The following is a 21,711-nucleotide window of genomic DNA, read 5'->3' on the forward strand; positions in this document are numbered from 1 at the left end:
CCAACCGCTCCAAGCGGCGGACATCCCTTGCCCGCAGCTCAAGTGCCCGCAAAATCGCTGCTGCCAGCCTCGCGCCGAAAGACTGTGTGAGATATCCGGGCTAACTCGTCGCCTCATCCCTCGCGCCGATCTTGCGCACGAGTGCCGCCGTCGCCAGCATGGCGCCCATGTCCGATATCATCGGCGCGACATGCCTGACGTAATCGAGTGGCACCGAAATATCCGGCAGCTCGAAGAAGTTCTTCGCCTGCGGCAACAGCAGGAAACCGTCGCTGCCGTTGAGGGCGACGCGGGCTGGTTCGTCCGGCCAGGTTTCGCCCAGCCATTTCAGCGCCTGCGCCAGCCGGCCGGCCACCAACGGCCGCGCCGCCTCGACATTGTCGGTGCGGAACTCGTAGACGGCATCGAGTTCCGGCACGCCGGACGGCAATTCCTGCATCTTGGCTGCGAACATGCCGCGAAAGAACCCGACGACCGCATTGGTCCGGCGCGTCGCCACCAGCACCCCTGGAAACGGTTCGATCGCTTCGAAAGCGACAATGACACCCTTGAAGACTGTCGATGAATCCTTGCCCGACCCTATTCGCAGTTCTGCTTCGTAAAGCTCGAACGGAAACTCTTCGTAGCGGCCCGAAACGACATCGTCGAACGACTGCCGGTTGAAGGCGCCGACCGCCTCGCGCGGCAGCCGGTCGAAAGAGTTCGGCTTCCCTCCATGCTGGTAACGCATATCCGCGATGAAGCCGAAGATGATCGGCAGCAGCGTCTCGCGGAACGATTGCTGCAGCCGCGTCGCCGGTTTCATGGCCTCGAAATAGAGCACGCTCGAAGCCACCAAGCCGATGCCATAGAGAAACACATGTGGCGTCGAGAACCATTGCTCGTTGGGATCGGCGACCTTGTTGAACAGCCAGGCGACAAGCGCCACGAACACCAGCGCCAGGCCGACGAACAGCGGCACCCGCCAGCGCACCTGCCGCACAGCCGAGGCCCGCGCCGCCTCATAGCTCTCGATGTCTTTCCGGATGCCGGCCGTGACCGCCTCGCTCGGCATGAAGCCCGCTGTTTCCATCGCCACCCCCGCAAGCCTCGACAAGGTCATAATAGCTGGTTTTGTGCACTGTATCGACGGCAATGCTGCGATACGGTGCCTGTTAGAAGAACGCCGCGCCGCCCCTCATCGCCCTGCCGGGCACTTCTCCCCGTATAGTGACGGGGAGAAGGACGCTTCCGCGAAGGATTTCGCCAATTTCCAACGTTGCAGAAAGGGTGCCGAGGTTGCGGTCAGCCCCTTCTCCCCGTCGCTATACGGGGAGAAGATGCCGGCAGGCAGATGAGGGGCAGCGCCATAATAGGCGATTGGCGAATGCACCTATCCTTCCGCTGCAACACTACGGAAAGATCGCGCCCAGCCGCCTCTCGACCTGTCCCCTCATCGCACCCTCCAACCCCTCCACCGGCACCAGCCGCTCATGATCCCCGCTCCGCAGCCGCACAAAGGGATGCAGCCGATATGACGCGATCCTGCCGCGGGTGCCGGCATCGGCGCTGACATCGACGACGAATATGCCACCGATACGACCGGGCCATGGCTGGCGGGCAAAGGCGGTCCCCAGGAAATCGCCAAGTCCATAAGCGGCGACCGTGCCGTCGATCCGCTCCACCGGCTGAAGGACATGGGCATGATGACCGACGATCAGCCCGGCGCCCTGCCCGGCCAGCCGCCTGGCCAGCGCCTGCGTCTCGGCGTGCGGGAAATGCCGGAACTCCCAATCCCAATGCGGCACCGCGCAAAGAAGATCGAAACCGTCGCGCGGCCATCCCGCCGGGTCGCTGTCCATCGACACGCGGCCGGCAAACAGGTCTTCATCGGCATTGCGCCACAGCGTAAAAGCGGCAAAACCCAATGTCAGTGGTCCGATTTTGACAGGCTGCACCGGGCCACCAGCAGCCAGGCCGATGGTGCGGATGCCGAGCCGCTTCAGCGCCGCCACCGTCTCGCCGAAGCCGGCGACGCCCTGGTCGAGCACGTGATTGTTGGCCAGCGACAAAACGAGTTTTTCGCGAGCAATGCCTACCACCGCCAGCGCCTCCGTCAGAAACCGTTCGGTCATCGCATGGCGCGTGCCAAGCAGGGTGCCAAGCACAGCGCTCGGCCGGTCTACGATCGGACTTTCACAATTGCCGATCACCAGATCGGCGGAGCCCAGCAGCTTCGCGATCGCCGGATCGCATTGCGGCGCGCTGCGGTTGGCCACCGCCGAGATGTCGCCGATGAAGGCGAGCCGCACCGTCCGATCTGGCAGGGTTGCCATCAGCGTCCCCTCTGCCGGCGCAAACGTATCGATGTCACCGCCAAGCGACGGCTTCAGGAAACGCGGCAGCCAGGACAGCTTGTAGGAGAGCGGATAATTCGACACGCCATGCCCAATTTGTTTGCCCTGTTTAGACCGTCCGTCGCACGGGTTGAAGCGCATCCGTCGACAATCGTATCGCAGCACCGCCAGCGAGGCGCGATGGCGGAAATCTGTGTATGGTCGTTCACGGTCAATGCATGGGAGGGGAAAGATGACACGAATAGCAAGCCTGCTGGCATCGGCTTTCATGGTGCTCGTACCGCTGTCGTATGCGTCGGCGGCCATGCCCGAAGCGGCAACCGCTTTGTTCGAGGCAAAGACCGTGGCCGCGCGCGACAGTGCCCTGGCTACGCTCGAGGCCGCCGCCTCAAAAGATCCCGCATCGGCCTATGCCGCCGGCGCGGGCGAATTCTTCACCGCGCTGGAACTGCTGGCCAGCGGCTTGCGCCGGCATGGTTTCGAAAGTCCGCGATCCTTCATGCTGCCTTTGATGCGCCTGCCAGTGCCCGACAATCCCAATCCCGAACCGCTGACCTACGAACAATTCCGCGCCATCCTGGTTGCTTTCCGCGACCGGCTGGAAAAATCCGCCGCCACGCTTGGGGCGGTGCCGGCCAATGCCGATATCGGCATGGTCATCGACCTCACCCATGTCGGCATCGACCTCGACGAAGACGGCACGATCGCGCCGGATGAAAGCATGGCCGCGATCATCGCCTCGCTGTCGCGCGGCGGCAGCGCGCCGGACGATGCGGCACTCGCGCTTACCTTCCGCTTCGACCGCGCCGACGGTTACTGGTTGCAGGGTTACGCCGAGTTCCTGATGGCGCAGGCCGATTTCTGGCTGGCGCATGATTTCAAAAGCACCTTCGACGGCTCCTTCCACATGCTGTTCCCGCGCGCCAAACTGCCGTTGCAGGATATCCTCGTGCCGCCGAGCGGCGACATGGGCAGCAGCATCTTCTCCTCGGAATGGCGGATCGCCGATTTCATTTCGCTGGTGCATCTCGTCAACTGGCCAGTGGTCGAGCCGGAGCGCCGGCAAGCGGCGCGCCGCCATCTGCTCGAAATGATCCGGCTGTCGCGCGAGGACTGGAAGGCGATCCGCGCCGAGACCGACAATGTCCGCGAATGGCTGCCCGGCCCGCAGCAGAAGGGCGAGAACCAACTGACGGGCCTCGAAGTCGGCGAAGAGCAGGTCGCGGCCTGGCTCGCCGCCCTGACCATGGCCGAGGACCTGCTCGAAGGCCGCATGCTGCTGCCGCACTTCCGCATCGCCGGCAAGGGCATCAACATGAAGCGCTTCTTCGACGAACCGAAGCCCTTCGACCTCGTTCTGTCGATCACCGGCCCAGCCATCGCGCCTTATCTCGAAAGCGGCAGCATCCTCTCGAGCGACGATTTCGACCAGATCCAGCGCGAGTTCGGCGGCAGTGGGTTCCTGACTTTTGCGCTGTGGTTCAACTAAGGCCTCGCCGCGGAATTTCGACACCTGTCGGCCGCCTTGGTGCCGGCCAATTTCCTGCTTTGTCTCCAGCCGTCCGGCCGCGGAACTTGTGGCCCGCGGACAACAGTTTCGCCGGTGCGGCAATGTTTCGGCGATGCGGATTGGCAAGCGTTCCTGGTCGCATGACTCGCCGGATCGCCCTCCGCATATATTAGCAATGACTGTTTTGCTTGACTTGGGCGTCAAAAGCGGGCAGCAAAACAGCCTTGGATGGGCTGCAATACCGCGTTCATGGTCGTGGACAAGCCTTCTTTGGCACAAAGTCCACGTCTCTCGTTTGGTTTTGAGAGGGATTGGTTAACCAACTTTGTCCATATTTTGAAGCAGTCGGCAACTAACGACAGGCGCGGCAAACGCGTCGGGGACCACCTGGGATCACTCACAGAATGGTCGTCGCGGCTATCACAGCCGCGGACGTGGGAGCCGATTGGAGCAAGATTGGTGTATGGCGTTCTTGAGTAAGAAAATTGTCGGGGACCAGCGTTGGCAGGGCGAAACCGCTTGCGACGCGCCACGTTCCTCCTCCTTCACCCCTGAACGGATCGTCCGCTGGATCGCGGTGCCCGGCGTCAGCGCCGCCGTGGGCCTGTGGCTGATCGGCACCATGGCTGGGCTGAGTTCCGTCGGCGCCTCGTTGTCGGCGACATCAGGCGGCCTGCCGCAGACGCTGTCGACGCCGGGATCGCTGGCCCTGGCCGATCCGCTGAAGCAGCGTTTCCTGAGATCCTCGGCACCGTTCGTGCTGGCCAATGCCCATGGCGGCGCGCAGGCCTTGCACGACCATGCCGTGCAATGCGGCGCCAGCTGCTTCAAGCTGGCCCGGCTGAGCCCTCATACCGAAAAATCCGCGCGCCTCGTGGCGCAGGCAAAGCCAGCCCCTGTGGCAAAGTCGAAATCGCAGGAGCGTTTCGAACGCATGGAAGCGTCGCTGTCGCCGAGCAAACTCGCCGCTGCCTTCGCCAGTACCGGCAAACCTGCCGTCACAGCCGACGCCCGACCCCTGATTTCCCGCGCCGCGCCGCAAGTCGCGCAGGCGTCCCTGGGGCCACCCGCCAACATGGTGGCCAGCCTGTCGGACGATATGCCGGCTCCGGCAGCGGAACGCTTCGCGCGGATGGACACCGGCTCCGCCGTCGTGCAGACCGCGCCCTTGCCTACGGGCTTTGCCCAGTCGGAAACGCCAAGCGACTCGCAATTGGCGCTCCCCCTCGTCGAATCGCTGCCGGTCGAGGACGAGGCGTTCGCCTCGCCGCTGCCGATGACCGAATCCTCGGCCGATGTCGCGGTTTCGCCTGTCGAAACCCAGCAGAACCAACCCGGCGATGCCGCCTCGCTGCCGGACGCGCTCACCGACGATGTGCCGCTGCCAACCCGTCGCCCGCAATACGACAAGCCGGAGCCATCGAAGTCCGTGGAGCAGGACAAGCCGGCTCAACAGCCCAACGTCGCGCAGCAGAAGCCGGAGCCTCAGGCAAAGCCGGTCCAGCAAGCCCAGCCGACAAAGCCAATCCGGCAAGGTCGGCCGGCCGATGGCGGCGACGCGTTGGCCTATGCCAAGCCGGATACGCCTGCGGGCGGCCTCGGCCGGGCATTCAAGAACCTGTTCAACTCGCCAGGGTCCACGAGCGGTGCCAGCAATGGCGTCGCCGTCTACGACATCAGCGCCGGGACCGTCTACATGCCTGACGGCTCGAGGCTCGAGGCGCATTCGGGCGTGGGCGCCATGGTGGACCAGCCGCGCTATGCCGACCAGAAGAACCGCGGACCGACACCGCCCAACACCTACAATCTGTCGCTGCGCGAGTCGCGCTTTCATGGTGTCGAAGCCTTGCGCCTGACACCGGTCGATGGCCGCAACAAATACAATCGCGACGGCTTTCTGGCCCACACCTACCTGCTTCGGGGCCGCTACGCCCAGTCCAGTGGTTGTGTCGCCTTCAAGGACTATGCGCGTTTCCTCGCCGCCTTCAAGAAGGGCAAGATCAAGCGCCTCGTCGTCGTGCCGCGCCTGTCGTCTTCGCCGACGCGGGTCGCGTCCGCCGCCAGGGGCGCGTAATACCGACAGGCATTCGGCCGAACCTTCCCGCCTGCTCCTGACAGCCTACTGTCAGGAGCCGAGTTGTTCGGTACGCCTCTCGCCACCGCGCTCTTTCCATTTTGGCCAAGACCTCCCATATTCGGCACATGGCCAAATCCCCTGGTAAAAGAACGCCGCCGACGGCGAATGACGACCGCGCCGCGCCGAAGCGGCGCAGCCCGCTGACCGATTTCCTCGACGCGTCGGAGCCGTTGCACAAGGGTGGCTTCGCCGAGATGCCGCAGCCCGATCTGTCGGGCACGCCGCTGGCCGGCTCGATCGCCGATTGGGCCGACCAGATCGAGCAGGAAGCCGAACGCGAGGGACACCTAATCTCCCCCCTCGAGGGGGAGATGTCGCCGAAGGCGACAGAGGGGGTCGGCAAAGGAAGCGCTCGACACAAAGAAGCGTCGAGCCCGGTCGAACCGACCCCACCCGGCGGCTCCGCCACCACCCTCCCCTCAAGGGGGAAGGACAGCGCCAAGTCGAAGAAGATCCCCGAGCGCTCGGCCGCAGCCGGGCGCACCGCACGCGGTACGTCGATGGGCGGCGCCGCCTCGGCCAGGGAGCGGGCGGCCGCCGGCCTCAACCCCGTCGCCGGCCTCGATGTCTCGCTGGAAGAAGCCGAGACGATGACGTCGAGCGGCGTCACCGCGACGGTGGCTGCGCTGTCGGCATTGATCGAATCGGGCAATCCGCTGCACAAGGACGGCGTCCTGTGGACGCCGCACCGCCCGGACCGGCCCGAGAAATCGGAAGGCGGCATCGCCATCAAGATGGTGTCGGACTTCGAGCCGGCCGGCGACCAGCCGACCGCCATCAAGGATCTTGTCGAAGGCATCGACAACAACGACCGCACCCAGGTGCTGCTCGGCGTCACCGGCTCGGGTAAAACCTTCACCATGGCCAAGGTGATCGAGGAGACGCAACGTCCTGCCCTGATCCTGGCACCCAACAAGACGCTGGCCGCGCAGCTCTATTCCGAGTTCAAGAAATTCTTCCCGGAAAATGCGGTGGAGTATTTCGTTTCCTACTACGACTATTACCAGCCTGAAGCCTACGTCCCGCGCACCGACACCTTCATCGAGAAGGAATCCTCGATCAACGAGCAGATCGACCGCATGCGCCATTCGGCGACGCGCTCGCTGCTCGAACGCGACGACGTCATCATCGTCGCTTCCGTGTCCTGCATCTACGGTATCGGCTCGGTCGAGACCTATACGGCGATGACCTTCCAGATGCAGATCGGCGACCGGCTCGACCAGCGCGCTCTGCTCGCCGACCTCGTCGCCCAGCAATACAAGCGCCAGGACATCAATTTCGTCCGCGGCTCGTTCCGCGTGCGCGGCGACACGATCGAAATCTTTCCCGCCCACCTGGAAGACCGCGCCTGGCGCATCTCGATGTTCGGCGACGAGATCGAGGCGATCACCGAGTTCGACCCGCTGACCGGCCAGAAGACCGGCGAGCTGAAGAGCGTCAAGATCTACGCCAACTCGCACTATGTGACGCCGCGCCCGACCCTGAACCAGGCGATCAAGTCGATCAAAGAAGAGCTCAAGCAGCGGCTGGTCGAGCTTGAGCGCGCCGGCCGCCTGCTCGAGGCACAACGGCTGGAACAGCGCTGCCGCTTCGACCTGGAGATGCTGGAAGCGACCGGCTCCTGCGCCGGCATCGAGAACTATTCACGCTATCTCACCGGCCGCCAGCCTGGCGATCCGCCGCCGACGCTGTTCGAATACATTCCCGACAATGCGCTGGTCTTCATCGACGAAAGCCATGTCACCGTGCCGCAGATCGGCGGCATGTATCGCGGCGACTTTAGGCGCAAGGCGACGCTGGCCGAATACGGCTTCCGGCTGCCGTCCTGCATGGACAACCGGCCGCTGCGCTTCGAGGAATGGGACGCCATGCGGCCGCTCTCCGTCGCCGTCTCGGCGACGCCGGGCGGCTGGGAAATGGAACAGGCCGGCGGCGTCTTCGCCGAGCAGGTCATCCGTCCGACCGGCCTGATCGACCCGCCGGTCGAGGTGCGTCCGGCGAAAAGCCAGGTTGACGATGTCGTCGGCGAGATTCGCGAGACCACAAAGGCCGGCTACCGCACGCTGGTCACCGTGCTGACCAAGCGCATGGCCGAGGACCTGACCGAGTACCTGCACGAACAGGGCGTGCGCGTCCGCTACATGCATTCCGACATCGATACGCTGGAGCGCATCGAGATCCTGCGCGATCTGCGCCTCGGCGCCTTCGACGTGCTGGTCGGCATCAACCTTTTGCGCGAAGGCCTCGATATCCCCGAATGCGGCTTCGTCGCCATTCTCGACGCCGACAAGGAAGGCTTTTTGCGCTCTGAGACCTCGCTGATCCAGACTATCGGCCGCGCCGCCCGCAACGTCGACGGCAAGGTCATCCTCTACGCAGACCAGGTCACCGGTTCGATGGAGCGGGCGATGGCCGAGACCAACCGCCGTCGCGAGAAGCAGATGGAATGGAACGCGGCCAACGGCATCACCCCGGAATCGGTCAAGTCGCGCATCTCCGACATTCTGGACTCGGTCTACGAAAAGGACCATGTCCGCGCCGATATTTCGCAGTTCACCGACAGCGCCGGCGCCATGATGGGCAACAATCTCAAGGCCCATCTCGACGCGATGGAAAAACAGATGCGCGACGCCGCCGCCAATCTCGACTTCGAGAAAGCGGCGCGCATCCGCGACGAGATCAAGCGGTTGCGCGAGATGGAACTGTCGATCTCCGACGATCCGCTGGCCAAATATGCCGACATGGAAAGCCCGGTCTCGGGCCGCGAAAAGGGCAAGCACAACAAGGGCGTGGCCAAGCATCGTACAGCAGAAGAACAGGAGCGTTTCCGCAAGCTCGACGAAGCACGCGCCGGCGAAGAGGCAGTCAAGGCTGCCCGGCCCAACCTCTTCCGCAAGCCGGCGCTTGACGAAATGGGCGCCGATGGCGCGGTGCCGGTGAAGAAGCCGCTTTTCGCCAAACCCTCCATTGACGACATGGGTCCGGGTACCGACATGCCGACGCCGGCCGGTGCGGTCTCCCGTTCGCTGTTCAAGAAACAGTCGGTCGAAGAAGCACACGGCTCCGACTTCGGCATTCCCGGTGACGCCACCAAACCGCTGTTCAAGAAGAACTCGCTCGATGAAATGACCGTGCGGCGGACCGAAAAACCGGTCGAAGGAAAGGTGCCTGCCAAGCCACAGCCAATCTCCCCCCTCGTGGGGGAGATGTCGGGCAGGACAGAGGGGGGCGCGAAGGAACGCGACGACAAACCAATCGTGCGCCAGCGCGCTGGCATCGGCTCCTACGAAGATCCGGGCGATGCCCGCCGCGAGAAACGGCGGCCGGGGAAGACGGGCAGGCCGGGACGGTAGCGATCCTTCGCGCCCCCCTCTGTCCTGCCCGTCCTCCGCAGCAGCTGCGCTGCAGCTGCGGAGGGTGGACCGGACATCTCCCCAACGAGAGGGGAGATTGGCAGCTTCCGCCGCAAGCGCTTTCTTTTCTCCGTTGAAAACTAAGCGAAAGCAGTCGTGTCATCCGATTTCCCCTCGGCGGGGAAATGTCCGGCAGGACAGAGGGGGCGCGCTGTACCGCCAACCCAGCGTAACCGGCAACTCCCCTCCTGCACGATGCGCACGCCCTTGCAGCGAGCATGCGGAAACGGTAGGTCGACCGCACGGCTTCCACTCCGGAAGCCAACCTCTCACCAGCCACCACACCCATGAAACCCAAGGACATCGCCGCCTACGTCTTCCTGGCCGTCACTTGGGGATTGTCGTTCCTGGTGCTGCTCAAAGTGGTGCATGCCTTTGGCTGGGTCGGCGCGGTCACGCTGCGGTCGCTGACCGCCGGCATCACACTCTTTCTGCTGGCCGCCGCGACCCGGCGCAGGCTCGATTTCAGCGCCGGCTGGCGGCACTTCGCCGTGGTCGGCGCGACGACGGTCGCCGCGCAGCTGATCGGCCTGTCCTATGCCACGCCGCGCATCGGGACGGCCATGGCGGCGATCCTCGTTACCGCGATCCCGCTGTTCTCGATGATCATTAGCCAGTTGTGGGGGCTTGAGCGCATCACCATTCGCGGGCTGGCTGGGCTTCTGCTCGGTGCCACCGGTATTGTCGTTCTGGTTGGCTTCCCCGCAATGCCGGTCACCGCCTCCTTCGCGCTCGGCTGCGCCGCCTCGCTTTTCAGTTCGTTCTCGGCCGCCTTCGGCAGCAACTACGCCAACCGTCATCTGCGCTCGGCGGGCTCACTCGAACTCACCAGCGCCGCCTTCCTGCTCGGCGGGCTGATGACCCTGCCGCTGCTTCTCGCCGTGCCGGTGCCGGCGATGCCGCGCGCCATCGACTTCCTCCATCTTGCCATTCTCGCCTGCGTGATGAGCGCGATGACCTACGTCGTCTATTTCCGGCTGGTTGCCAGCATCGGCGCCACCAGGACGATCAGCGTCGAGTTCGCGGTCACCGTGATTGCGGTGCTGGTCGGCACGGTCGTGCTCGGCGAGTCGCTAACCATCGTCCAGGGCTTCGGCGCGGCGGCGATCATCGGCGGCTGCATACTGGTGCTGGATCCCTTCCCGCGGCGCGTGAAAGCGGCACCCTTGCCCTCCGCCCCGCCTTTGGTATAACCAGTCACCACACTCAAACGTCTTGAAAGGAGGGCTGCGTGTTTATTGATCACCATCGTCAGCGTGGCCCAATTTCTGCCCTGCGAGCTTGCTTGCAGGGCTGACTAGGGACGGTCCGGGTTTTCCCGCTTCGATTTTTTGGTCTGCCTTCGTGGTGCCGCAACGCCGAGCCTGCTGGCCGGCACGCGCACCGTCAAAGTGCATTGAGCCGGATTCCGGCAAGACCAGAGAAATCAAATGGCCCTGATCAGCCTCAAATCCCTCGGCGTCACCATGAGTGCGCCGCTCTTCTCCAATCTCGACCTCACCATCGGCACCGGCGACCGGCTCGGCATCGTTGCCGCCAATGGTCGTGGCAAATCGACCTTGCTCAAATGCCTGACCGGCGAGATGGAACCGACCTTTGGCGACATCACCCGCACGCGCGGCTTGCGCGTCGGCCATGTCGAGCAGTCCGTTCCCCCTGCCCTGCTTGGCCGCACCTTTCACCAAGTGGTGGCCGATGCCTTGCCGCCGGACCAGGCCGAAAGCGAGATGTGGCGGGTCGATGTGGTGCTGGATTCACTCGACGTGCCCGAGCCGATTCGCGAGCGGCCAATGCAGGCCCTGAGCGGCGGCTGGCAGCGGCTGGCGCTGATTGCCCGCGTCTGGGTTACCGATCCCGACGTGCTGCTGCTCGACGAGCCTACCAACCATCTCGACCTTGCCCGCATCAGCCAGCTTGAAACCTGGCTGAATACGCTGCCGCGTGAAGTGCCGGTCGTCATCGCCAGCCACGACCGTGCCTTCCTCGACGCCACCACCAACCGCACCCTGTTCCTGCGCCCGGACCAGTCGCCGGTGTTTTCCCTCCCCTACTCCCGCGCAAGGGATGCAATGGACGAGCTAGACGCCTCGACCGAGCGCAAATTCCAGCGCGATATGAAGGTGGCGCAGCAACTGCGCCGGCAGGCCGCCAAGCTCAACAACATCGGCATCAATTCGGGCAGCGATCTGCTGACGGTCAAGACCAAACAGCTCAACCAGCGGGCGGAGCGGTTGGAGGACGCCGCGGCGCCGGCGCATCGCGAAAAATCGGCGGGCGCCATCAGGCTCGCCAATCGCGGCACGCATGCCAAGGTGCTGATCACGCTCGACGACGCGGAAGTGGAAACGCCCGACGGCACGCTGCTGTTCAGGACCGGCAAGCGCCACATCTGCCAGGCCGACCGCATCGTGCTGCTCGGCCGCAACGGCGTCGGCAAGTCGCGCTTCATCACGTTGATCCGCAACGCCATCCTCGATCCCGACACGGTGCGGAACCTCAAGGTGACGCCGTCGACGGTGCTCGGCTACAGCGACCAGGCACTGTCCGGCATCAGCGGCGACGACACGCCGCTGGCGATGGTCTCGCGCCGCACCGATGTCGGCGAGCAGCGCGCCCGCTCGCTGCTTGCCGGCGCCGGGGTTAGCATCGAGATGCAGGAGCGCAGGATCGGTGTGCTGTCCGGCGGCCAGAGGGCGCGGCTGATGATGCTGGTGCTGAGGCTCGCCAACCCCAATTTCTACCTGCTCGACGAGCCGACCAACCATCTCGACATCGACGGCCAGGAAGCGCTGGAAGCCGAACTGCTCGCCCATCAGGCGAGCTGCGTGCTCGCCTCGCACGACCGCTCCTTCATCCGCGCCATCGGCAACCGCTTCTGGCTGATCGAGAAGCGGCGGCTGACCGAAGTCGAGGACCCCGAGGAATTCTTTCGTTCGGTGGCCGAAGCGGCGGGGTAGGTCGGTTTGTAAATTATCCGCTTACAGCCCTTGAATTGTGTAAGCGATCTGTTTACATACGTCATGATCAAGTCCTTCAGGAACAAGGCGCTGTCGGACCTCTTTCAAACCGGGAAGACCGGCAAGATCGACGCCAAGATGCACAAGCGCATTCTTGTCCGGCTTGACCGTCTGGAAGCTTCAGAGAAGCCGGAGGAGATGAACCTTCCCGGCTTCGACTTCCACCCGCTGAAGGGCTTCGATCCGATCCGCTACGCCGTCCACGTCAACGGACCGTGGTGCATTACGTTTGAATTCGACGGCAAGGACGCCGCCCGCGTCGATTTCGAGCAGTATCACTGAGGCGGCCAGATTGGAGAAGTTCGACCTATGAGCGTGCACGAGCCGACGCGTCCGATCGAGCGCTGCCCCTCCCACCCGGGAGCGCTGCTTGAGGACATTATCCCGGCAACCGGAAAGACCAAGGTGGAAATTGCAAATCTGCTCGGGATCTCCCGGCAGCAACTCTACGACATCATCCGCGAAAAGAAGCCGGTTTCGCCGGCTGTGGCCGCCCGCCTTGGGAAGCTGTTTGGCGACGGCGCTGCGATATGGCTTCGAATGCAGGCAGCTTTCGATGCCTGGCATGCTGAGCGTGAGGTTGATGTTTCAGCTATTCCGACGCTCAAGGTTGCGTAGGCCGTTGCGCTCGAATGAGAAATCAAACGTCGTGAGAAAAATTTCGACAACCTGTCGGATCGCCTGAACCTGCCTCGTCCTTGGGATGCCGACACGATGATGCCGGCGCCAACCCAGGGAGAACTACCATGTCGGTCCTGTCATCCATCGGTCGCATCGCAACCCAATATGCGGCGGCGCGCGCCCGCCACCGCAGCGAACGCATCCTGCTTTCGCTGCCCGCCGAATTGCGCAAGGACATCGGCTTTCCGGATATTCTCGACACGCGGAACAGCCGGCGCGCAACCATCTTCTCGGCCAAGGTCATATGATCGCGTCCAGCCGACGAAGGTGCCCGTCTTTCAATCCCGCCGCTTGCCTGGTCTCTCCCGGCCCGGGCTTCGAAATTAGTTCGGCGACCATGTAGGATTGCCGCGGACTCATCCGTCTTTTGGTGGCAAGGCCAAACCAACGTGAAGAGGAACACGCAATGACCGACCAGACCCCCGTTCAGCCAAGCGCCAAGGTGCTCGGCGGATTGACCCCCTATCTCCAGGTGGACGGCGCCTTCAAGGCCGCCGAGTTCTACCGCGAGGCCTTCGGCGCCGAGCAGGTCTTTGCCTATCCGGCCGACGAACAGGGCCGCACCATGCATATCCATCTCTATGTCAACGGCTCGACGCTGATGCTTTGCGATGCCTATCCCGAGCACGGCCATCCGCATCAAAAGCCGCAGGGTTACACGCTGCAGCTGCATCTCCAGGACGACAACATCGATGCCTGGTGGCAACGCGCCGTCGATGCCGGCTGCGAAATCGTCACGCCGCTGCAGGTGATGTTCTGGGGCGACCGCTGGGGTCAGCTGAACGATCCGTTCGGCGTGGCCTGGGCGATGAACGCACCGGTGAAGTAAGTTCAACGAGCAGCATTCCCTGTCCCCGGGGAGCGATCTGCTCGCCAGCGCCGGGTTGCATCCCTGCCGGCCCGGCGCTCGATTTCAGCAAAAGGACCAACTGGCGCAACGCGAGGGTTGCCAGATCGTAGACGTTGGAGATTGGCCTGAGCCTCCGTCGCTTCGGCCAATCTGTGACAAGTCGCTAATCCAGCTTGTCCAGCAGCGGCTTGAGCCGATCGCCATAGCGCTTCCACAGGTCGACCGATCCCTGATACATCGGCTGGCGGATTTGCGCGGCGGAAGCGGTGCGCACCGGCCGGTCGGTCTCGTGGAACGACAGCACCGCATCGTTCCACGGCAGGCCGAGATGGGCAATGAGCGCCCGGGTCTGCCCTTCCTGGTCGGCGACGAAATCCTCGTAGCGAACATCGTGCACGACGCCGGGCAGCACGGCGCGCCAATGCGCCATGATGTCGGTGTAGAGGTTGTGGAAATCGGCGAGTTCGCCGAGATCGTAGCCGTAGCGGTGGCTGTCGCCGCGGAAATGCACCTTGTAGATCGACAGGCACGTCGCCGCCGCGTCGCGCGCGCAATGGACGATCTTCGCCTTCGGCAGCATCAGGTGCAGGAAGCCGATCAGCAGGAAGTTGCCGGGCATCTTGTCGGTGACATGCTTGAAGCCGGGATAGCGGGCATGCAGCATGTCGAGATAGGCCTCGCCAGCCTCGGCGAATACCTTGTCGGGCATGTCCGCGATGCCTGGGGGGAAGCCGCCCTTCATCGTCAGTGGAAACTGCTTGCCGACCACCGTCTTCAGGATGCTGAGCTCGCCCGCACCATAGACCTGGGGATGGCTGGCGATGATCTGCTCGACCAGCGTCGTGCCGGAGCGCGGCATGCCGACGACGAAGATCGGCGTGTCGTCGCTGATTGAACTCGGCCTGTGCTTTTCGAAGAAGGCGGCGTCGAAGGTCGCCTTCATCGCCTCGAACTCGGCCCGCGTCCTGGCTTTGTCGTAGTCGATGCCCTTGCGGCGGATCGCGTTGCCTTCGGCGAAATAGTCGAAGGCACGCGGATAATCCTTGAGGTCGTCATTGGCCTTGCCGAGACCGAAGGAAAGCTGCATGCGCGCCACGCTGTCCTGTGGTGCCTTGGCGTGTTGGACCTCCATGCCGGCCAGTTCGGCGTCGCGCTCCTTCTGGCGCTTGACCTGCGTCAGCATCAGCCAGGCTCTCGCCATGCCGGGGTCGACCGCCAGCGCCTGCCGGAACAGATCGGCCGCCTCGTCGAGCTTGCCCTTTTCCATCAGCCCGACGCCCAGCCCGTGCAGCAGGTCGGCATCCTTGGGCCGGATCGACAGCGCCTCGCGGAAGACGGCCAATGCTTCGTCCAGGCGCCCGGCTTCCTGCAGCGTCTCGGCAAGCCCGATGCGCGCGCGGACATGGAAGGGATTGCGCCCGACCGTGCCGCGATAAATATCCTCGGCGCCCTCGAACTGGCCGAGCTGCTTCAGCGATGAGCCGAGATTGTCGCGCGCCGCCAATTGGTCGGGCCGCAGCGCCACCGCTCTGCGGAAGCAATCGACGGCGGCGGCCACCTGGCCGAGGTCGCGCAGCACGGTGCCAAGATTGTTTTGAAAGTCGGGATTCCCCGGCTGCAAGCGCACCGACTGCTCGATGAGATCCAGCCCCTCGGCGCCGCGTCCGGTCTGGTGCAGCAGCAATCCCAGGAAATGCGCCGCGGCGGCGTGATTGGCCTTGCGCGCCAGCACCTGCCGGTAGATTGCCTCGGCCTCAGGGCGCCGGCCAGCCTGATGCAGCTGCAGCGCCTGCTGCACATACTGGTCGAGCCCCAGCGGCGGTTGACCGCCTGAGCCTGAATTGGCGCCCGCCGCTCTTCTCTGATCTCTGTTGATGGGAAACCTGCCGTGTTTTTCCGCCTGCCGCGATCTAAAGCAATTCCAGGAAAAGTGTGAAACGCTTTTCCCGGGAAAAGCGCACAGCGCTTTCCCTTGGGAATTGCGCCAAAACAAAGAGCTAGAGCGGTTCGGCGTTTCAGTGAAACGATGAACCGATCTAGGCCATTGCCGCGGCAGGTTCAAGGCTTCGCTTGGTGTCTCGCCCTTTCCGTCAACCGGAAGAGATCAAATCAGCCGGTTGGTCTCCGCCACCTGCCTGGCGCGCCGGACCGTTCCATCGGTGTCGGCAATCCTTTGCCTTGCCGCCTCGTCGCTCCTGACAGCCAGCCGCAGCGACTGGATTACGGCCGGTTTTACCATCGCCGGATTTGCGGTCGGCGTGATCATTGCGGCGGGGCCCGCCGGTGCTCTTACGGAAATCATAAGACTCATCCCTTTCATCGAAGAATAAAATTAAACTATATTGAGAAATATTCCTGCTTTATCTTCAAACAATTTCTTGAAGTTGCCGGATTTATATCATCATTTTTCTGACGTTTACACCAAGAATTTTTTTAATAAAATCCGATTTTCTTTCAAATAGCCTTGATTAAATTGCGACAAGAGCCTATCTTCATAAAATCGCTTTGGCCAGAATTGGCATCTCGCGGCGTCAGAAATTGTCGATCCGCCAGTCTCACTCCAGATCATCGATACCGGGCGCGCGGCTCGGCGATCATCTCTCATTCTTCGAAAGACACCCATGAACACCGGAACCGTAAAATTCTACAATGGCCAGAAGGGCTTCGGCTTCATTCAGCCGACCGATGGCGGCAAGGACGTTTTCGTCCATGTCAGCGCGCTGGAGCGCGCCGGCTTTCCCGGCCTTGCCGAAGGCCAGAAGCTGCAATTCGAGTTGGAACGTGACACCAAGGGCCGCGAGTCGGCCGCCAATCTGCAACTGATCTGAACAGGCCGAATTCTATGAACGCTGACCACGGATGTACTGGCAGCTCTCGAAAGCGGCCTATTTCCAGCGATTGCCGGAAATAGGAAAGCGGGGAACGTCCCCGCTTTTTTGCTTTCAGTACCGCTGCTTTACATGCCGCCGCGACGCGTAAGACACCTCCGACTGATACCGCGAAAGCATCAACCCCGGAGAGTATCACGGTAAGACATGCCGGACCGCACCACCCATTCCATCGCGCATTTCGCAGCACCCTTCGTGCTTGGCGGACTGGAAGGACAGCTGCCGGCCGGCGACTACGACATCGATCACGACGAAGAGCTGATCGAGGGCATGTCGCGGCTTGCCTGGCGCCGCGTCGCCACCTTCATCCATCTGCCGGCTAGGGCGGTGAAACGATCGACCACCAGCCAGCTTGTCGCCATCGATTACCTCGAACTCGAAACAGCGCTGAAGCGCGACCGGGAGAACGCAGCATGATCCGTTTCCAGCAGAATGCGCGCCCGCGCACCGACACACCCGCACACCTCTTCGTCATCGGCCAGACAGTGCGCATGAAGAGCCGCACCGGCCTCGTCCAGAAGACCGCGGAACTGTTCCAGATCAAAAGCAGGCTGCCGGTCAAGGACGGCTCGCCGCAATACCGCATCCGCAGCGAGCAGGAGACGCACGAGCGGGTCACCACGGAAGACAATCTCGAACCGGTCGACAATCCGGTTGTCTGAGACGATCCGGTTGTCACTGACAATCCGGTTGTCTGAGGCCCCACCGTACGCCAAGTCAACACGCATCAGGAGCGCCAAATGTCCAAGGGTCAACAGCGAAGCAACCGCGAAACGCGCAAGCCGAAGAAGGATAAGGTCGTGGCCAAGCCTGCCTCCCCGTTTGGTTCGTCAGTCAAGCAGGCCGAGAGCAGCCTGAAGCCGAAGTCCAAGGGCTGACAGCCCCAGGGGCGCCAGGAGCGCCTCGTGTGGGCGCGCTTCGTGCCCTCTCCGTCGCCAACTGTTGTGAGGCGGCGGACTACGAACTGCCCGCGCGCGCTACCACGGAGCCTACTTGAACTTCGTCAGCGAGTTCTACCGATCGCGCGACGCCAACGAAGCCACGCCCGACAGGGTGTCGCTGGAAGTGCCGAACCTGCGCAAGGGGCCATCGCACTATTTCACACTCTGGCCATGCCGCAGGATCCTCGACCGCCTGCGCATTTCCGATGAGAACGGCGGAGAGCTGTATGCCGGCCCTGCCGATGAGGCCTGTCCGGCGTAGAGAAGCGACGTTTGCCGCATGGGCCCCATAAACTTCATACCGGAGAAGATCTATCGGACCGTAACCAGCATCTGCCTTCTCCGGAGTTTCGGAGAAGGCAAGGCAGACCGCCTCTCAGCATGGTCCATCGCCGACGATGCGGTAATCCGCGGCGCGGGCTTCGCAGGCGTTGGGGAAGCTGCGCAGCTCGCCATGCCGGCGGGCGCACACCGGAGCGTATTCGCGGGTGCAGAACGTCTGCTCTTCGCCACCGCCACCATCGCGGCACGGACCATCGCGCACGATGCGGTAGCCGGCACGGTCGGCAAGACAGCTATTGGCGAAGGTCTGGCGATCGCCGCCGCGCCTTGCGCAGACCGGCTCGTATTGCTTGGTGCAGTATTGCGGTTCGGGCCTTGGCGGACGCGGGCGCGGTCCCGGTCCATCATCGACGACCACGGTGCAAGCGGCAAGAATTGACGACAACAACAGGATGGCAAAACTTTGCTGGGAACAAAGTGCCGTCGGAAATTTCATGTTGATCTCTCCCTCTATTCCATCCCGATCGCGATCCTCGCCATTCTCTTGCCAAATGCAATCCTCGTTTGCAGTTCGCGGAAGCTGCGGCTGGAGCCTGGCGCGCATCGGTCGCGCGTTCGCCAGCCATCCCTGGCCCATGCGTGATTGTGCCCGTGGGCCGATGACCCATCCGGCGCAGGGGCCTATCTGCGGCCGGTCGACGCTCGGATCGGTCGATTTATGCGTCGGGATACGCCTATTAGGGCAGCCCACGGCGCTATCTTGCAACCTTCACGTTTCCGTGCGATAAATTCCGTGTTCGGGCATTTGCGACCCGGAGAGCGGAACGTTTTGGACGACCTTTCCCCGATACTGTGAATCTCTGACGGCCCCGTTTTTCGGCGGGGGGTTTGACCATGCGCCAATGCATGACTGCCGAAGCAACCACCGGGAACTGCCCTCGACGCCAGGTGGCGGGCAGGACCACCAAGACTGAACGGGTGAAGGAGTTTCCCCAATGGCCCAGACCGGCACCGTTAAATTCTTCAACGCGACCAAAGGCTTCGGTTTCATCACGCCCGACGGCGGCGCCAAGGACGTGTTCGTCCACATTTCAGCGATCGAGGCCTCGGGCCTGCGCACGCTGGTCGACGGCCAGAAGGTCACCTTCGACGTCGAGCCGGATCGCATGGGCAAGGGCCCGAAGGCGGTCAATCTCCGCGCAGCCTGAGCACCGGCGCGCCGCACGTCCTGTGGGATGTGCGAACGAGACTCCAGGGCCTTGACCAAGGCTTGGACACGCGAACAGATTTTTGAAAGGCGCGGCGATTTTCGGCGCGCCTTTTTCATGTCGCGGCGCAGCATAAGTGCCCGCAAAACTTTCTCTTGCCGATGACGCTAAAATAAAGGACAAATTTCCATTCGGGCATCTGCCGGCCCGAGACTGGAGTTTATGGGATCAAAGGGAGCTTCCCATGCCGCAGACCGGCACCGTCAAATTCTTTAACCACGCCAAGGGCTTCGGCTTCATCACACCGGATGATGGCGCGAAGGATGTCTTCGTCCATATTTCGGCCGTGCAGGCGTCGGGTCTTCCCGGTCTCGAAGATGGGCAGAAAGTCACATTCGACACCGAGCCGGACAAACGCGGCAAGGGTCCGAAGGCCGTCAATCTGTCGATCGGCTAAGCCGAACGACGTCGCTCCAGCAGGCCAGGGTCCGCCCCCCCCGGAGCGCGTAATTTTTCGTCATATGGCGGGCGTGACAGATAAAAACCCGTTCAGCCCCCGTTCAGCCACGGTCTCATATTAGTCCTTCGTAAAGCCGGACCGCATCCCCGAAAGTCATAGGGGGCCGGCACGAAGGAGATCGATATGAACCGGATTTTCAAGACAGCCGTGCTGTCGGCTGCCGTGGTTGCCACCACGCTCGCCACCCTGCCCGTGGCCAACGCGGGTGACTGGCGCCGTCACGGCCATCACGGCGACGGCGATGCGATTGCCGCCGGCGTCCTCGGCCTCGCGGCCGGCGCGCTCATCGGCGGCGCGTTGGCCAATGACCAGCCGCCCAGCTACGACAACGGGTACGACGACGAATATTATCGCGAAGTGCGACCGCGCCCTGCCCCGGTCCGCCGCTACTATGCGGAGCCGAGGGTTGTCTACAATGAAGGCTACGCCGAGCCGTGGACGCGTGACTGGTACGATTACTGCTCGGACCGCTACCGCACGTTCAACGCCCGCACCGGCACGTTCACCGGCAATGACGGCGAGCAGCATTTCTGCACTGCCAACTAAACTAGGGCTTCCCTGCCCCAAAACAAAAAAGCGCTGTCCGCGAGGTCAGCGCTTTTTTGTTGTTCGGCTCCATGAGCGGAAGGAGATGTGGATGCCGGCAGGCAGGCAAGCAGGCAAGCAAGCAAGGGGCAGGCCAACCTTCCAAACAGGAATTTAGGTCAGAAACGGATTGGTCCGCCGCTCCTCGCCGAAACGGCCGCCGGGGCCATGGCCGCAGATGAAGCCGATGTCATCGCCGAGCGGCAACAGTTTTTCCTTGATCGAGACGATGAGCGCCGCGTGATCGCCGCCCGGCAGGTCGGTTCGGCCGACCGAACCGCGAAACAGCACGTCGCCGACATGGGCGAACTTGGCCGCGCGATTGTAATAAACGACATGGCCGGGCGCATGGCCGGGGCAATGCAGCACCTCGAACACATGGCCGCCGAACGACACCGTCTCGCCCTCGGTGAGGAATCGGTCGGGCACGCAATTACGCGAGCCGTCGATGCCATAACGCCTGCCTTGGGCTTCCAGATTGTCGAGCAACAGCTTGTCGGCTTCATGCGGCCCGATGATCTCGATGCCGAGCGCCTCTTTCAGCTCCATGGCGCCGCCGGCGTGGTCGATATGGCCATGCGTGATCCAGATCGCACCGGCCGAGATTGCATTGTCCTTCAGCACCGTCAGCACCTTGTCGATGTCGCCGCCGGGATCGACGACGACGCCCTGCTTGTCGTCCACGTCGAACAGAATGGTGCAGTTCTGCTGGAACGGCGTGACCGGCACGATGCCGGCATTGAGCTGACCCATGATCGTCCTTTCGATAACCCTTGGCCGTGATGTAGAGCAATTCCAGGAAAAGTGTGAAACGGTTTTCCGTCCGGAATTGCGCCAACAAAGAGGTAGAGCGGTTCGCCGTTTCCGTAAGACCATGGAACCGCTCCGGCGGGTTACGGGCACCCACCCGAAAGACGAACATTCGATCAGTCCAAAAACAGAAATGGGCGGCCGAGGCCGCCCATTTGAAAGAGGCCAAGGATTGAATGGCTTACTTCTTCATGGCGCCCATGACCGCACCGAGAATGGCGGTCAGGATCGCGCCGCCGCCGGCTCCGCCGACGATGTTTTGCAGGTTGAGCGCGCTGCCCAGGCCGCTCGTGGCAGCCGCTGCCGCCGCCGGCTCGACCGCGCCGCCAAGCAGGCTGCCGAGGATCGCCGCGCCCCCGACGCCGCCAATGGCTCCGGCCAGGATTTTAGGAAGCTGCCCCATCGCCGCCGTCTTGATCGCCGCGCCGACCGCCTGACCACCAATGATGCCTGTAATGATCTGAACGATGATCGGAAGAAGCGTGTTCATGTCCATATTACCAGTCCCTCCATAGCTGCCAGCCTCCCGGGCC

General features: G+C 63.0%; 24 protein-coding genes. 17 read left to right on the plus strand and 7 right to left on the minus strand.

Annotated elements, in window-relative coordinates; genetic code table 11:
• Nucleotides 1–100: 100 nt before the first annotated feature.
• Together NKI49_RS25140 and NKI49_RS25145 are read right to left on the minus strand one after the other, a co-directional pair.
• Nucleotides 101–1,072, minus strand: coding sequence for a hypothetical protein (locus NKI49_RS25140; protein ID WP_352605297.1), 972 nt, complete (start codon nucleotides 1,070–1,072; stop codon nucleotides 101–103).
• Between the two features lie 319 nt (nucleotides 1,073–1,391).
• Nucleotides 1,392–2,420 carry a CapA family protein gene (locus tag NKI49_RS25145; protein WP_352605295.1) on the minus strand — a complete coding sequence of 343 codons (1,029 nt, stop codon included), beginning with the start codon at nucleotides 2,418–2,420 and terminating at the stop codon, nucleotides 1,392–1,394.
• 148 nt (nucleotides 2,421–2,568) lie between these two features.
• On the opposite strand from NKI49_RS25145, the gene NKI49_RS25150 reads away from it, so the two are divergent.
• The 9 genes from NKI49_RS25150 (at nucleotide 2,569) to NKI49_RS25190 (ending at nucleotide 13,923) form a co-directional block, all read left to right on the plus strand.
• Nucleotides 2,569–3,825, plus strand: a complete 1,257-nt coding sequence (locus NKI49_RS25150) for a hypothetical protein (protein WP_352605293.1) — start codon at nucleotides 2,569–2,571, stop codon at nucleotides 3,823–3,825.
• A gap of 484 nt (nucleotides 3,826–4,309) precedes the next feature.
• Nucleotides 4,310–5,920 carry a DUF2778 domain-containing protein gene (locus NKI49_RS25155; RefSeq protein WP_352605291.1) on the plus strand — a complete coding sequence of 537 codons (1,611 nt, stop codon included), beginning with the start codon at nucleotides 4,310–4,312 and terminating at the stop codon, nucleotides 5,918–5,920.
• A 128-nt stretch (nucleotides 5,921–6,048) separates the two neighbouring features.
• Nucleotides 6,049–9,336 (plus strand): excinuclease ABC subunit UvrB, encoded by a 3,288-nt coding sequence (uvrB, locus tag NKI49_RS25160; protein ID WP_352605289.1) that lies wholly within the window; start codon nucleotides 6,049–6,051, stop codon nucleotides 9,334–9,336.
• Nucleotides 9,337–9,683: 347 nt separating this feature from the next.
• Nucleotides 9,684–10,589 carry a DMT family transporter gene (locus NKI49_RS25165; protein WP_352605287.1) on the plus strand — a complete coding sequence of 302 codons (906 nt, stop codon included), beginning with the start codon at nucleotides 9,684–9,686 and terminating at the stop codon, nucleotides 10,587–10,589.
• A gap of 237 nt (nucleotides 10,590–10,826) precedes the next feature.
• Complete coding sequence (locus tag NKI49_RS25170) at nucleotides 10,827–12,353, plus strand: ABC-F family ATP-binding cassette domain-containing protein (protein ID WP_352605285.1); 1,527 nt, start codon at nucleotides 10,827–10,829, stop codon at nucleotides 12,351–12,353.
• Nucleotides 12,354–12,416: 63 nt separating this feature from the next.
• Nucleotides 12,417–12,695 (plus strand): type II toxin-antitoxin system RelE/ParE family toxin, encoded by a 279-nt coding sequence (locus NKI49_RS25175; protein WP_352605283.1) that lies wholly within the window; start codon nucleotides 12,417–12,419, stop codon nucleotides 12,693–12,695.
• Between the two features lie 27 nt (nucleotides 12,696–12,722).
• A complete protein-coding gene (locus NKI49_RS25180; RefSeq protein WP_140567050.1) occupies nucleotides 12,723–13,031 on the plus strand; it encodes a HigA family addiction module antitoxin in 309 nt (102 codons plus the stop codon).
• A gap of 128 nt (nucleotides 13,032–13,159) precedes the next feature.
• Nucleotides 13,160–13,342 carry a hypothetical protein gene (locus tag NKI49_RS25185; RefSeq protein WP_352605280.1) on the plus strand — a complete coding sequence of 61 codons (183 nt, stop codon included), beginning with the start codon at nucleotides 13,160–13,162 and terminating at the stop codon, nucleotides 13,340–13,342.
• Nucleotides 13,343–13,500: 158 nt separating this feature from the next.
• Nucleotides 13,501–13,923, plus strand: coding sequence for a VOC family protein (locus tag NKI49_RS25190; RefSeq protein ID WP_352605278.1), 423 nt, complete (start codon nucleotides 13,501–13,503; stop codon nucleotides 13,921–13,923).
• A 184-nt stretch (nucleotides 13,924–14,107) separates the two neighbouring features.
• Here the strand turns inward: NKI49_RS25190 and NKI49_RS25195 are convergent, their stop codons facing one another.
• Together NKI49_RS25195 and NKI49_RS25200 are read right to left on the minus strand one after the other, a co-directional pair.
• A complete protein-coding gene (locus tag NKI49_RS25195) occupies nucleotides 14,108–15,742 on the minus strand; it encodes a tetratricopeptide repeat-containing sulfotransferase family protein (protein WP_352605276.1) in 1,635 nt (544 codons plus the stop codon).
• Nucleotides 15,743–16,048: 306 nt separating this feature from the next.
• Nucleotides 16,049–16,246, minus strand: a complete 198-nt coding sequence (locus NKI49_RS25200) for a hypothetical protein (RefSeq protein ID WP_027024501.1) — start codon at nucleotides 16,244–16,246, stop codon at nucleotides 16,049–16,051.
• Nucleotides 16,247–16,565: 319 nt separating this feature from the next.
• Here NKI49_RS25200 and NKI49_RS25205 point away from each other — a divergent pair, with 319 nt between their 5' ends.
• The 5 genes from NKI49_RS25205 (at nucleotide 16,566) to NKI49_RS25225 (ending at nucleotide 18,035) form a co-directional block, all read left to right on the plus strand.
• Nucleotides 16,566–16,772 (plus strand): cold-shock protein, encoded by a 207-nt coding sequence (locus NKI49_RS25205; protein ID WP_023809797.1) that lies wholly within the window; start codon nucleotides 16,566–16,568, stop codon nucleotides 16,770–16,772.
• Between the two features lie 207 nt (nucleotides 16,773–16,979).
• The gene (locus tag NKI49_RS25210; RefSeq protein WP_027024500.1) at nucleotides 16,980–17,249 is read left to right on the plus strand and encodes a hypothetical protein; all 270 of its coding nucleotides are present in this window, start codon (nucleotides 16,980–16,982) and stop codon (nucleotides 17,247–17,249) included.
• A complete protein-coding gene (locus NKI49_RS25215; RefSeq protein WP_352605273.1) occupies nucleotides 17,246–17,494 on the plus strand; it encodes a hypothetical protein in 249 nt (82 codons plus the stop codon). The genes NKI49_RS25210 and NKI49_RS25215 overlap by 4 nt, the downstream gene beginning before the upstream one ends.
• Before the next feature lie 78 nt (nucleotides 17,495–17,572).
• Nucleotides 17,573–17,710 carry a hypothetical protein gene (locus tag NKI49_RS25220; RefSeq protein WP_164482279.1) on the plus strand — a complete coding sequence of 46 codons (138 nt, stop codon included), beginning with the start codon at nucleotides 17,573–17,575 and terminating at the stop codon, nucleotides 17,708–17,710.
• A gap of 115 nt (nucleotides 17,711–17,825) precedes the next feature.
• Nucleotides 17,826–18,035: a hypothetical protein gene (locus NKI49_RS25225; RefSeq protein ID WP_352605270.1), complete on the plus strand. Its 210-nt coding sequence runs from the start codon at nucleotides 17,826–17,828 to the stop codon at nucleotides 18,033–18,035.
• Nucleotides 18,036–18,149: 114 nt separating this feature from the next.
• On the opposite strand, the gene NKI49_RS25230 is transcribed toward NKI49_RS25225, so the two are convergent.
• The gene (locus NKI49_RS25230; protein WP_352605268.1) at nucleotides 18,150–18,551 is read right to left on the minus strand and encodes a Kazal-type serine protease inhibitor domain-containing protein; all 402 of its coding nucleotides are present in this window, start codon (nucleotides 18,549–18,551) and stop codon (nucleotides 18,150–18,152) included.
• A 499-nt stretch (nucleotides 18,552–19,050) separates the two neighbouring features.
• Between NKI49_RS25230 and NKI49_RS25235 the strand changes: the two genes are divergently transcribed.
• The 3 genes from NKI49_RS25235 to NKI49_RS25245 all read left to right on the plus strand — a co-directional run bounded on the left by NKI49_RS25235 (nucleotide 19,051) and on the right by NKI49_RS25245 (nucleotide 20,329).
• Nucleotides 19,051–19,263 (plus strand): cold-shock protein, encoded by a 213-nt coding sequence (locus NKI49_RS25235; protein ID WP_006202520.1) that lies wholly within the window; start codon nucleotides 19,051–19,053, stop codon nucleotides 19,261–19,263.
• A 244-nt stretch (nucleotides 19,264–19,507) separates the two neighbouring features.
• Nucleotides 19,508–19,720, plus strand: coding sequence for a cold-shock protein (locus tag NKI49_RS25240; RefSeq protein ID WP_006202521.1), 213 nt, complete (start codon nucleotides 19,508–19,510; stop codon nucleotides 19,718–19,720).
• A gap of 186 nt (nucleotides 19,721–19,906) precedes the next feature.
• Nucleotides 19,907–20,329 carry a BA14K family protein gene (locus NKI49_RS25245; protein WP_352605266.1) on the plus strand — a complete coding sequence of 141 codons (423 nt, stop codon included), beginning with the start codon at nucleotides 19,907–19,909 and terminating at the stop codon, nucleotides 20,327–20,329.
• A 153-nt stretch (nucleotides 20,330–20,482) separates the two neighbouring features.
• Here NKI49_RS25245 and NKI49_RS25250 read toward each other — a convergent pair whose 3' ends face one another.
• Together NKI49_RS25250 and NKI49_RS25255 are read right to left on the minus strand one after the other, a co-directional pair.
• Nucleotides 20,483–21,121 (minus strand): MBL fold metallo-hydrolase, encoded by a 639-nt coding sequence (locus tag NKI49_RS25250; RefSeq protein WP_352605264.1) that lies wholly within the window; start codon nucleotides 21,119–21,121, stop codon nucleotides 20,483–20,485.
• Between the two features lie 238 nt (nucleotides 21,122–21,359).
• Nucleotides 21,360–21,674 carry a hypothetical protein gene (locus tag NKI49_RS25255; RefSeq protein ID WP_352605262.1) on the minus strand — a complete coding sequence of 105 codons (315 nt, stop codon included), beginning with the start codon at nucleotides 21,672–21,674 and terminating at the stop codon, nucleotides 21,360–21,362.
• Nucleotides 21,675–21,711: the final 37 nt, after the last annotated feature.

This window comes from Mesorhizobium sp. M0587, from assembly GCF_040320945.1.
GTDB lineage: Bacteria > Pseudomonadota > Alphaproteobacteria > Rhizobiales > Rhizobiaceae > Mesorhizobium.